Origin of the sequence: Kitasatospora mediocidica KCTC 9733, from assembly GCF_000744225.1 — a bacterium.
Lineage (GTDB): Bacteria > Actinomycetota > Actinomycetes > Streptomycetales > Streptomycetaceae > Kitasatospora > Kitasatospora mediocidica.
In genome coordinates this window covers 595,997-607,960 of the sequence record NZ_JQLN01000004.1, presented here as the reverse complement: position 1 = coordinate 607,960, position 11,964 = coordinate 595,997, and the positions used below count along the sequence as shown (strand labels likewise).

4 protein-coding genes are annotated in these 11,964 nt (G+C 72.7%); all 4 read left to right on the top strand.

The window, feature by feature from the left end:
* Nucleotides 1-22 precede the first annotated feature (22 nt).
* The 4 genes from BS80_RS10260 (at nucleotide 23) to BS80_RS10245 (ending at nucleotide 11,933) form a co-directional block, all read left to right on the top strand.
* Nucleotides 23-601 (top strand): fasciclin domain-containing protein, encoded by a 579-nt coding sequence (locus BS80_RS10260; protein WP_051966438.1) that lies wholly within the window; start codon nucleotides 23-25, stop codon nucleotides 599-601.
* Between the two features lie 164 nt (nucleotides 602-765).
* Nucleotides 766-8,988, top strand: coding sequence for a DUF7927 domain-containing protein (locus BS80_RS40590; protein WP_035795741.1), 8,223 nt, complete (start codon nucleotides 766-768; stop codon nucleotides 8,986-8,988).
* A gap of 139 nt (nucleotides 8,989-9,127) precedes the next feature.
* Complete coding sequence (locus BS80_RS10250; protein ID WP_051966437.1) at nucleotides 9,128-10,834, top strand: dolichyl-phosphate-mannose--protein mannosyltransferase; 1,707 nt, start codon at nucleotides 9,128-9,130, stop codon at nucleotides 10,832-10,834.
* A gap of 127 nt (nucleotides 10,835-10,961) precedes the next feature.
* The gene (locus tag BS80_RS10245; protein ID WP_035795739.1) at nucleotides 10,962-11,933 is read left to right on the top strand and encodes an aldo/keto reductase; all 972 of its coding nucleotides are present in this window, start codon (nucleotides 10,962-10,964) and stop codon (nucleotides 11,931-11,933) included.
* Nucleotides 11,934-11,964 lie beyond the last annotated feature (31 nt).

The window sequence follows — 11,964 nt, the reverse complement described above, 5'->3', positions numbered from 1 at the left end:
CCCTGAGAGAGGACCATCGTCCATGCGCAGTCTCCCCTCGCGTACCGCCCTGGCCGTGGGCATCGTCCTGGCAGCCGTCACGCTCTCGGGCTGCGCAGGCTACGGGGAGGAGTCGGCCGACCGGGCCGGGCCGCCGCCGGACAAGCCGTTCGGCCAGACCTGCACGCAACTGCCCGCCGACGGCCCGGGCAGCATGGACTCCATGGGCGGCATCCCGGTGCTGGCCGCCATCGAGCAGACCAAGGACCTCAGCACGCTGGCCGGCCTGATCAAGACGGCCAAGGCCAAGGACCTGTTCGACTCGATGGACAACGTCACGGTGTTCGCGCCCACCGACGAGGCCTTCGCCAAGCTCCCCGACGCGCAGCGCAAGACGCTCGGCGACCAGGCCGCCGCAAGCGACCTGCTGCGCCGTCTGATCGTCGTGCGCGACCTGCACAAGAGCGACCTCGCCGACCACGACTACACCAGCGTGCAGGGCGCGGTCCTCAAGGCCACCGGTTCGGGCGACGACTACCGGGTCGGCGGCGCGCAGGTGCTGTGCGGGAGCATCAAGACGTCCAACGCGCGCCTCGCGATGCTCGACCAGGTGCCGTCCTGACTCCGTTGTCGGGGTGGGGTCGGGAGTAGGAAGTCGGTGTGAGCCGAACGCGGGGAATTTCCGGGCAATGTGATGACACGTCATCAGTTGATCGTTCCTTCAACAATTCATCGGATAGTCGTTGCTCAGCTCATCGGAAAGCGATGGGCTGAGAGGAGACTCCGGTGGTCCCGGTGCGTGGCTGGTTCAACGGTCGGATCCCGACGGTGTTGCGGGCGGTGCTGGCCCTGTTGTGCCTGGTACCCCAGAGCAGCCTTGCGCTGGCCACACCCGCCAACCCGGTGGCGCTGCGGCACGTTGTGGCTGCGGCCGCGAGGGCCGCAGCCGCTCCCGCTCCCGCCGAGTGGGTGGAGTCCGACCGGGCCGCGGTGACCTGCACGCCGACCACCGGCTTCACCAACTGCGTGCGCTACACCGCCAGCGGCGCCGACCAGACGTTCACGGTGCCGGCGGGGGTCAGCAGCCTCTTCGTCCGGCTCTGGGGCGCGGGCGGCGGTGGCGTCAAGACGGCGTACTACACCGGCCAGCGCGGTGGCGGCGGTGGCGGCTACACGACCGGCACGGTCGCCGTCACCGCCGGCGACTCCCTGACGGTCACCTCCGGCAGCGGGGGCGTGATGAACTCGACCTCCGGCGTGTACGGCGGCGGCGGTGCCGGCGGCGCCGGACGGACGGACGCCTCCGGCGCGACCGGCGGCGGCATGAGCGCGCTGTGGAAGGGCGCCAACGGCTCGACCCCGCTGCTGATCGCGGGCGGCGGTGGCGGGGCCTCGCCCGGCGCGGACACCGGCACTCCGAGTTCGGGCGGCGGTGGCGGCAGCAGCGGCGGTCAGGACAACCAGCCCGCTCTCTCCGGCCGGGGCGGCACCCAGTCCACCGGAGGCGCGGCCGCCACCAACACGGACTGCGGCCGGGCCACGGCGGGCAGTCGCTTCCAGGGCGGTACGGGTGGGTCGTCCTCGGGGTTCGAAGGCGGCGGTGGCGGTGGCGGCGGCAACTACGGTGGCGGCGGCGGTTCCTGCCAGAGCTCCGGCGGAAACCCCAACGGGATGGGCGGTGGCGGCTCCGGCTTCACCGGCGGCACCGGGGTCACGGGAGCCGGTACGGCCAACGGCTCGAACAGCAGCGCCAACGGTGTCGGCGGCGCGGCGGCCGGTACCAACGACCCGCTGTACAGCGCGAACATCGGCAACGGCGGCGGCATCACCAACGGCGCCAACGGCGAGGTGACCGTGGAGTGGGTGACCAAGGTGGCCCTCTCGATCACCAAGACCGCCGTCCCCGCGTCCTACACCCCCGGCGAGCCCCTGACCTACACCGTCACCGTCAACAACGCCGGTCCCGCCCCGGTCTCCGCGGCCCAGATCAGGGACACCCTGCCGTCCGCCCTGCGCGGCTTCACCTGGAACTGCGCAGCGACCGCGCCGAACGTCTGCAACAGCCCGTCGTCCGGCACCGGCACTATCGACACCACCGCCGACATCGCGTCCGGCGGCAAGGTGACCCTGACGCTGACCGGCACGGTGCCCTCGGACACCATCGGTACCCTCTCCAACACCGCGACCGTCACCCGCCCCTCCGGCACCACCGACGACAACTGCGGCCCGACCTGCTCGGCCACCCGGGACACCCCGGCGGCGGTGAAGACCGGACTGGCGGTGACCAAGACGCCCGACAGGAACCCGTACGTCCCCGGCCAGCCGCTCACCTACACGATCACCGTCACCAACAAGGGCCCGTCCGACGCGACCGGTGTGCGGGTCCAGGACACCCTGCCCGCCGCGATCCAGGGCTTCACCTGGAGCTGCGCCGCGACCGCGCCCGACAGCTGCGGTACGACCGCCACGGGCACCGGCAGCATCGACACCACCGTCAACGTCGTCGCCGGTGGCAAGGTCGTCTACACGCTGACCGGCACGGTGCCGCCCAACACCAGCGGCTCGCTCGACAACCGCGCCACGGTGACGCCGCCCGGCGCAGTCACCGACCCGGGCTGCACGCCGAACTGCACCAGCACCGCCAACCCGATCGCCCCCAACGGGCAGGCCAGCCTGACGATTTCGAAGGTGTTGTTGACCGATCCGGTGGTGCCGGGGCAGGGGGTGTCGTGGCGGGTGACGGTGAGCAATGCGGGTCCGTCGCGGGCGCGTGGTGTGGTGGTGCGGGATCAGGTGCCGGTGGGGGTGAGTGGTGCGTCGATGAAGGCGGACGCGGACAGTGCGGACTGTCCGGTCGGGGGTGGTGTGGCGGTGTGTCCGGCGGTCGAGATCCCGGTGGGTGGCTCGTTGTCGTGGACGCTGACCGGCACGCTCTCGCCCGACGCGACGGCGACGCCGGTGAACACGGCGACGGTGACGGGTGGTCCGGATCCGTCGGCATCGGTGCGGACGGCTGTCGCGTCGCCCTCGTCCTCGCCGTCACCGCAGGCGAACCTGACGATTTCGAAGGTGTTGTTGACCGATCCGGTGGTGCCGGGGCAGGGGGTGTCGTGGCGGGTGACGGTGAGCAATGCGGGTCCGTCGCGGGCGCGTGGTGTGGTGGTGCGGGATCAGGTGCCGGTGGGGGTGAGTGGTGCGTCGATGAAGGCGGACGCGGACAGTGCGGACTGTCCGGTCGGGGGTGGTGTGGCGGTGTGTCCGGCGGTCGAGATCCCGGTGGGTGGCTCGTTGTCGTGGACGCTGACCGGCACGCTCTCGCCCGACGCGACGGCGACGCCGGTGAACACGGCGACGGTGACGGGTGGTCCGGATCCGTCGGCATCGGTGCGGACGGCTGTCGCGTCGCCCTCGTCCTCGCCGTCACCGCAGGCGAACCTGACGATTTCGAAGGTGCTGCTCACCTCCCCGGCGGTGGCCGGGCAGACGATCTCGTGGCGGGTGACGGTGACCAACAACGGCCCGTCCCGGGCGCGCGGCGTGGTCGTCACCGACCAGGTGCCGGCCGACGTCCGCAATCCGCAGATGACCGCCGACGACGACGCGACGCCCTGCCCGATCACGAGCAGCGTGGCCACCTGCCCCGCGACCGTCATCGACCAGAACGCCTCGAAGTCCTACACCCTGACCGGCGTGCTCTCCTCCAACGCCACCACCGTGCCGACCAACACGGCCGTGGTGACGGGCGGCCCGGATCCCAGCGCCTCCGCGCGCACGGCAGTGGCGTCGCCGAGCGAGTCCCTCACCGTCCGCGCGCAACTGACCCTCTCGAAGATCCTGTTGACCGATCCGGTGGTGCCCGGCCAGCCGATCTCGTGGCGGGTGACGGTGACCAACAACGGCCCGTCCCGGGCGCGCGGCGTGGTTGTCACCGACCACATCCCCGCCGACACGACGAACGCGACGATGGTCGCCGACTCCGACGGCACGGCGTGCCCGATCACCGGTGCCGATGCGGTCTGCCCGGCCGTCGAGCTCGCGGCGAACGAGTCCAAGTCGTACACCGTCGCCGGAACGCTCTCGCCGGACGCGACCCAGACCCCGGTCAACCTCGCGTCGGTGACCGGCGGCCCCGACCCGTCCGCCTCGGTGCACGTCGCCACGGCCCAGGCCAGCGGCTCGCCGGTCGGCCGGTCCAGCCTGACCATCGCCAAGGCGCTGTTGACCGACCCGGTGGTGCCCGGGCAGACGATCGCGTGGCGGGTGACGGTCACCAACAACGGCCCGTCCCGCGCGCGCGGCATCGACCTGCTCGACCGCGTCCCGGACGGCGTCTCCGGCGCGAGCATGACCTCCGACGCCAACAACGTGCCCTGCCGGATCACCGGCGGCGTGGCCGAGTGCTACCCGTTCGACCTCGCGGTCAACGCCACCGCCTCCTTCACGCTCTCCGGCATGCTGGCCCCGAACGCCGTCCAGACGCCCGTGAACACCGCGACCGTCATCAACCCCGGCGACCCGTCGCAGGCGACGAAGACGGCCGTCGCCTCGCCGTCCTCGTCGCCGGTGCCGCAGGCCAATCTGACGATCTCCAAGGTGCTGCTGACCGACCCGGTGGTCCCCGGGCAGACGATCTCCTGGCGGGTGACGGTCACCAACAACGGCCCCTCGCGAGCGCGGGGCGTGGTCGTCCGGGACCGCATCCCGGTCGGCGTCACCGGCGCGCGGATGTCCGGCGAGGCCGGGCAGGTCGACTGCCCGGTCACGAACGGGGAGGCGGTCTGCCCCGCCCAGGACCTCGCGGTGAACGAGTCCGAGGCCTTCGTGCTCACGGGGACGTTGGATGCGAATGCGATGGTGACGCCGGTGAACACGGCGACGGTGTCGGGTGGTCCGGACCCGTCGGCGAGTGTGCACACGGCTGTTGCGTCGGCGAGTGGTTCGCCGGAGTTGCGGGCGAGTTTGACCGTTTCGAAGGTGTTGTTGACGTCGCCGGTGGTGCCGGGGCAGCAGGTGCAGTGGCGGGTGAGCGTGACGAACAACGGTCCGTCGCGGGCGCGTGGTGTGGTGGTGAGGGATCAGGTGCCGGCCGGGGTGGCGGATGCGTCGATGAAGGCTGATGCGGATGGCTCGGATTGCCCGGTGAGTGCGGGAGTTGCCACATGTCCTGCGGTGGAGATCCCTGCGGGTGAGTCGCGTACGTGGACGATGTCCGGGACGCTGGACGCGAACGCGACCTCGACGCCGGGCAACACCGTGGTGGTCACGGGTGGTCCGGATCCGAGTGCGTCGGTACACACCGCCGTTGCGTCGCCGAGCAGTTCGCCCGACCAGCGGGCGAACCTGACGCTCTCCAAGGTGCTGCTGACCGATCCGGTGGTGCCCGGGCAGCGGATTCAGTGGCGGGTCACCGTCACCAACAACGGTCCGTCGCGGGCGCGGGACGTGGTCGTCAGCGACCGGGTGCCCGCTGGTGTCAGCGATGCCGTGATGACCTCCGACAGCGGCGGGCCGGACTGTGCGGTGCTGAGCGGGACGGCGACCTGCGCGGCTGTCGAGCTGGCGGTGGGGGAGTCGAGGTCGTACACCCTGTCGGGGACGCTGGTTTCGGACGCGACGGCGGTGCCGGTCAACTCGGCGACGGTGACCGGTGGTCCGGATCCGTCGGCGAGTGTGCACACGGCGGTGGCCAGCCCGACCGGGCCGGTGACGCCGCGGGCGGGTCTGACGCTGGCGAAGGTGCTGCTGACCAACCCGGTGGTCCCGGGTGAGTCGATCCAGTGGCGGGTCACGGTCACCAACAACGGTCCGTCGCGCGCCCGTGATGTGGTGGTCAGCGACCAGGTGCCGGCCGGGGTGACGAACGCCGTCATGCAGGCGGACTCGGACGGCGCCGGTTGCCCGCTCAGCGCCGGCACGGCGACCTGTCCGGCGACGGAGTTGGACGTCAACCAGTCCAAGACGTACACCCTCACCGGTGTCCTCTCCCCGGATGCCACCGTCACGCCGAGCAACTCGGCCTCGGTGACCGGCGGTCCCGACCCGTCGGCGTCCGTCCGGACCGCGGTGGCGAGCCCGAGCGCCCCGCCGCAGCTGCGGGCCGACCTCGCCCTCGCCAAGGAGCTGCTGACGTCGCCGGTGGTGCCCGGGCAGCAGATCCGCTGGCGGGTCACGGTCACCAACAACGGTCCGTCGCGCGCTCGGGGCGTCGTGGTCAGCGACCAGGTCCCACCTGGGGTGGACGGTGCCTCGATGACCGCCGACGACGGCCCCCAGGAGGCCTGCCCGATCACCTCTGGCACGGCGACCTGTCCGGCGATCGAGCTGGCGGCCAACGCCTCGCGCAGCTACACGCTCACCGGCACGCTCTCCGCGGACGCGACCGCCGCGCCCGTCAACGTCGCGACCGTCACCGGCGGCCCCGACCCCGACCCCTCGAACAACGTCGCCACCGCCCACCCCACCGAGACCGTGCAGCCCCGCGCGGGCCTGACGGTGTCGAAGGTGCTGCTGACGAATCCGGTGGTGCCCGGGCAGCGGATCCAGTGGCGGGTGGCGGTGACGAACAACGGTCCGTCGCGCGCTCGGGACGTCGTCGTCAGCGACCGGATCCCGGACGGCGTCACCGGCGCCGAGATGGCGATCGACGCCACCGGGGAGGCATGCCCGATCACGAACGGGCTGGCGACCTGCCCGGCCGTCGAGATCGCGCCGAACGCGACGGCGACGTTCACCCTGACCGGCACACTGGCCCAGGACGCCACCGCCACACCCGTCAACTCGGCGGTGGTGACGGGTGGTCCGGATCCGTCGGCGAGTGCGCACACGGCGGTGGCGTCGCCGAGTGGTTCGCCGTCGCCGCGGGCGAGCCTGACGGTGTCCAAGGTGCTGCTGACGGACCCGGTGGTGCCCGGGCAGACGATCTCGTGGCGGGTGACGGTGACCAACAACGGTCCGTCCCGGGCCAGGGATGTCGTGGTCACCGACCATGTTCCGGCCGGCGTCTCCGGTGTGTCGATGGCCTCCGACCCGGGTGCTGTCGCGTGCCGGGTGACCGGCGACACGGCGGTGTGTCCGGCGATCGGGCTGGAGGTCGGGCAGTCCGCGAGCTATGTGCTGACCGGCACGCTCTCCCCGGACGCGACGGTCACGCCCGTCAACTCGGCGGTGGTGACGGGTGGTCCGGATCCGTCGGCGAGTGCGCACACGGCGGTGGCGTCGCCGAGTGGTCCGCCCTCTCCGCAGGCGCATCTGACGGTGTCGAAGGTGTTGCTGACGAGTCCGGTGGTGCCGGGGCAGCAGGTGCAGTGGCGGGTGGCCGTGACGAACAATGGTCCGTCCCGCGCCCGGGATGTGGTGGTGCGGGACCAGGTGCCGGCCGGGGTGACGAACGCGTCGATGAAGGCGGATGCGGCCGGCACCGACTGCCCGGTCGCGGACGGCGTGGCGACGTGTCCCGCGGTGGAGATCCCGGTGGGGGAGTCCCGTACCTGGACGCTGACCGGCACGCTGGTGGCGGGGGCGACGGTCACTCCGACCAACGTCGCCGTCGTCACCGGCGGCCCCGACCCGTCCGTGAGCGCGCACACGGCGGTCGCCTCGCCCAGCGGCACTCCCGAGCAGCGGGCCAGTCTGACGCTGTCGAAGGTGCTGCTGACGGACCCGGTGGTGCCGGGGCAGCGGATCCAGTGGCGGGTGTCGGTGACGAACAACGGTCCGTCCCGCGCAAGGGACGTCGTGGTGAGCGACCGCATCCCCGGCGGGGTCGGCGCGGCGGCGATGACCGCGGACGGTGACGGCACCGCCTGTCCGATCACCGACGGGCTGGCGCTCTGCCCGGCCGTCGAACTGGCGGTGGGCGAGTCCAGGACGTACACCGTGTCCGGGACGCTGGCCGCCGACGCGACCGCCGTGCCCAGCAACGCGGCGACCGTGACCGGTGGTCCGGACCCGTCGGCCAGCGTGCACACGGCGGTGGCCAGCCCGACCGGGCCGGTGACGCCGCAGGCGGCCCCGACAGTGTCGAAGGTGCTGCTGACCGATCCGGTGGTGCCGGGGCAGCGGATCCAGTGGCGGGTGTCGGTGACCAACAACGGTCCGTCGGTCGCCCGGGACGTCGTGGTGAGCGACCGGATCCCGGCCCAGGTCAACGAGCCGGCGATGCGGGCGGACGCCGACGGGACGGAGTGTCCGGTCAGCGAGGGCGCGGCGGTCTGCCCGGCGATCGAGCTGGCGGTCGGCCAGACCCGCAGCTACACGCTCACCGGGGTGCTGGACGGCGACGCCACCGTGACGCCGACCAACACGGCGGTGGTGACGGGCGGCCCGGACCCGTCGGCGAGCGCGCACACGGCGGTCGCCTCGCCGACCGGGCCGCTGACGCCCAGCCGCGAACTGCGGTTGGACAAGTCGGTCTCGCCGACCGCCCCGACCGCGGGCGGACGGGTCAGCTACACGGTGACCGTGACCAACACGGGGACCGGTACGTACCGCGGGGCCGAGATCGTCGACGACCTCAGCGGTGTGCTCGGCTCGGCCGACCCGGACGGCGCGGCCACGGCCAGCACCGGCAGTGTCTCCTCCGCCGGGTCGCTGCTGACCTGGGTCCTCGACCTGCCGGCCGGTGCCACCGCCACGCTCCGGTACACGTTCACCGTCCACCGCGACGCGGGCGGCCGCACGCTGGCCAATGCCGTCACCGCCCGCACGGACGGCACCAACTGCCCTGGGGCGATGGACGGTAGCCAGGTCGGCGGGGTCCGGCGGGCGCTGCCCGGCCAGGGCGCGGCCGTCGACCCGGCCTGCTCGACGGCCGTCACCGTCGTCGCGCTGCCGAGCCCGACGCCCACTCCGACGCCCACTCCGACGCCCACTCCGAAGCCGAGCCCGATGCGCACCCGGCCGCCGCTGCCCGATACCGGCAGTTCGGGCCTGGCCGTGGACCTCGTCGTGGCGACGCTGCTACTGGCCGCCGGCTCGGCGCTGGTCGTGCACCGCAGGGGCCGCCGCTGAGCCGCCGCTTATCCGCTGCTGATTCGCCGCTGATCGGAGGCGAAGGCCCGGGCCGCTCGCTGAGGCGAACGGGCGGATTACCCGGTCCGGTGGGGCACGGCGCGCAGTGGGCGCCGTGCCCCACCCCGATGATGGGCGGATGCTGCTGGAGCCGTTGCCGCCGCCGTCCCCCCGGGCCTGGGAACTGCTGCGGTTCCCCCCTGCCCGGGCCGCCCGACTCGCCGCCCTCAACGGGTGGATCGGGCCGGCGCTGGTCACCCTCCTCGCCGGGGTGCTGCGGTTCGGCCACCTGGGCAGCCCGCGCGCGGTGGTCTTCGACGAGACGTACTACGCGAAGGACGCCTGGTCGCTGCTGCGGTACGGCTACGAGGGGACCTGGAGTGCCGGGGCCGACGTCGACCTGCTGGCCCGGCCGCAGCGCATCGACCTCAGCGCCGCACCGGAGTTCATCGCGCATCCGCCGGTCGGCAAGTGGCTGATCGCGCTGGGCGAGGCGGTGTTCGGGCTGACCCCGTTCGGCTGGCGGTTCGTGCCGGCGCTGCTGGGCACGCTCTCGGTGCTGATGCTCTGCCGGATCGGCCGCCGGCTGCTGCGCTCCACCTGGTGGGGCGCGCTGGCCGGGCTGTTGCTCACGTTCGACGGCCTGCACTTCGTGATGAGCCGCACCGCGCTGCTCGACATCGTGCTGATGTTCTGGGTGCTCGCCGCCTTCGGCTGCCTGCTGATCGACCGGGACGCCTTCCGGGCCCGGCTGGCGTCCGGTGACGGGAGCGGCGGTGGCGCTGGTGGCGGTGGCGGGTGGGACGAGGCGGTCGTCAGTGAGGACGAACAGGGCTCGCGTCCATGGCGGTTGGCGGCCGGGGTCTGCCTGGGCCTGGCGTGCGGCACCAAGTGGAGCGGGGCCTACTCACTGGCCGCCTTCGGCCTGCTCACGGTGGCGTGGGACGTGGGCGCGTACCGGGCGGCCGGCGCCGCCCGGCCGTGGCGGGTCGCGCTGCGGCGGCAGGCGGTGCCCGCCTTCGCGGCCCTGGTGCCGGTCGCCTTCGCGACCTACCTGGCGTCCTGGACGGGCTGGCTGGTCGGGCAGGGCGGCTACGCGCGGGACTGGGCGGTGGGCCAGGACCTGTCCAGCATCGGCCCGTTGGGGTCCTGGGTGCCCGCGCCGCTGATCAGCCTGGTGCACTACCACCAGGAGATCTGGGGTTTCCACCTGGCGCTGTCGACGCCGCACCGCTACCAGTCCGACCCGCTGGACTGGCTGCTGCTCACCCGCCCGGTCTCCTACTTCTTCCGGGACTCGGCGGGCGGCTCGGCGGCCTGCCGCGCCGAGGGCTGCACGCGGGAGATCCTCGCGCTCGGCACGCCGCTGCTCTGGTGGACGGCGCTGGTCGCCCTCGGCTACCTGCTGCACCGGCTGCTGCGGCGGCGCGACTGGCGTGCGGGTGCGGTGCTGGCGGCGGTGGCGGCGGGCTACCTGCCGTGGTTCCTGTACCAGGGCCGGACGCTGTTCTCCTTCTACACCGTCGCGTTCGTGCCGTTCCTGTGCCTGGCGGTGGCCATGCTGCTGGCGGACCTCGCCGGGCGGCCGGGCCCGGCGCTGCCCTCGCCGCGCGGTGCGGACGGTGGCGCGGGCGCGGGCGCGGGCGCGGGGGCGGGCACGGGCGTCGGCAGGGGTGCGGGGCTGGGCGCGAGCCGGCGGTCGGTGCGGTGGGCGAGGCTGACGGCTGCGGGGCTGTTGACCGTCGCGGTGGCGGTGAACTTCGCCTGGTTCCTGCCGCTCTACACCGGGCAGGCCGAGACCGTCGCGGCCTGGGAGAGCCGGATCTGGTTCGACAGCTGGATCTGATCGACGGGCGGACGGGCGGACGGGCTGAGGCGTGGACGGGCGGAGGGGTCGGATGCGGAGGGTAGTGCAGTCGACATGACGATTTGTCAGTCTGGACAAACAGGTCGGTGCGGCAGAGGGTGACTTCATGGAGTTCACCTACCTCGGCCGCACCGGCCTCCGCGTCTCGCGCCTCTGCCTGGGCACCATGAACTTCGGCCCGCACACCGAAGAGGCCGACGCGCACCGGATCATGGACGTCGCCCACGAGCAGGGCATCAACTTCTTCGACACCGCCAACGTGTACGGCTTCGGTGAGAACAAGGGCCGCACCGAAGAGATCATCGGCAGCTGGTTCGCCCAGGGCGAGGGCCGCCGCGAGCGGACCGTCCTCGCCACCAAGCTCTACGGCGACATGGGGGCCTGGCCCAACGAGGGCAAGCTCTCCGCGCTCAACATCCGCCGGGCCGTGGATGCCAGCCTCAAGCGGCTGCGCACGGACTACATCGACCTCTACCAGATGCACCACATCGACCGGGCTACGCCGTGGGAGGAGATCTGGCAGGCGATGGAGGTGCTGGTCGCCCAGGGCAAGATCATCTACGTCGGCTCCAGCAACTTCGCGGGCTGGCACCTCGCCCAGGCACAGGAGGCCGCCAAGGCGCGGGGGTTCCTGGGGCTGGCGAGCGAGCAGTCGCTCTACAACCTGCTGGAGCGCAGCGTCGAGCTGGAGGTGGTGCCGGCCGCCGAGCACTACGGCATCGGCCTCATCCCGTGGTCCCCGCTGCACGGCGGGGTCCTCGGCGGGGTGCTGCGCAAGGAGCGCGAGGGCGTCCGCCGGGCCTCCGGCCGTGCCGTAGAGACGCTCGGTGTCAAGCGTGAGCAGATCGCCCAGTACGAGGACCTCGCCGCCGAACTCGGTCACGAGCCCGGCGACATCGCCCTCGCCTGGCTGCTCACCCGCCCGGCCGTCACCGCCCCGATCGTCGGACCGCGCACGCTGGAGCAGTTGCACGCGGCGGTACGGGCGTTGGGCGTGACGCTCGACCAGAAGACGCTCGACCGGCTGGACGAGATCTTCCCGGGCCGCCGCCCGGCCCCGGAGGACTACGCCTGGTAGGACGACCGCCTGCCCAGGGTCCCGAAGGCGG

What these genes read in the sequence shown, in the direction of transcription:
- BS80_RS10260 (WP_051966438.1), top strand. Translation starts at nt 23, where the DNA reads ATGCGCAGTCTCCCCTCGCGTACCGCCCTGGCCGTGGGCATCGTCCTG.
- BS80_RS10250 (WP_051966437.1), top strand. Translation starts at nt 9,128, where the DNA reads ATGCTGCTGGAGCCGTTGCCGCCGCCGTCCCCCCGGGCCTGGGAACTG.
- BS80_RS10245 (WP_035795739.1), top strand. Translation starts at nt 10,962, where the DNA reads ATGGAGTTCACCTACCTCGGCCGCACCGGCCTCCGCGTCTCGCGCCTC.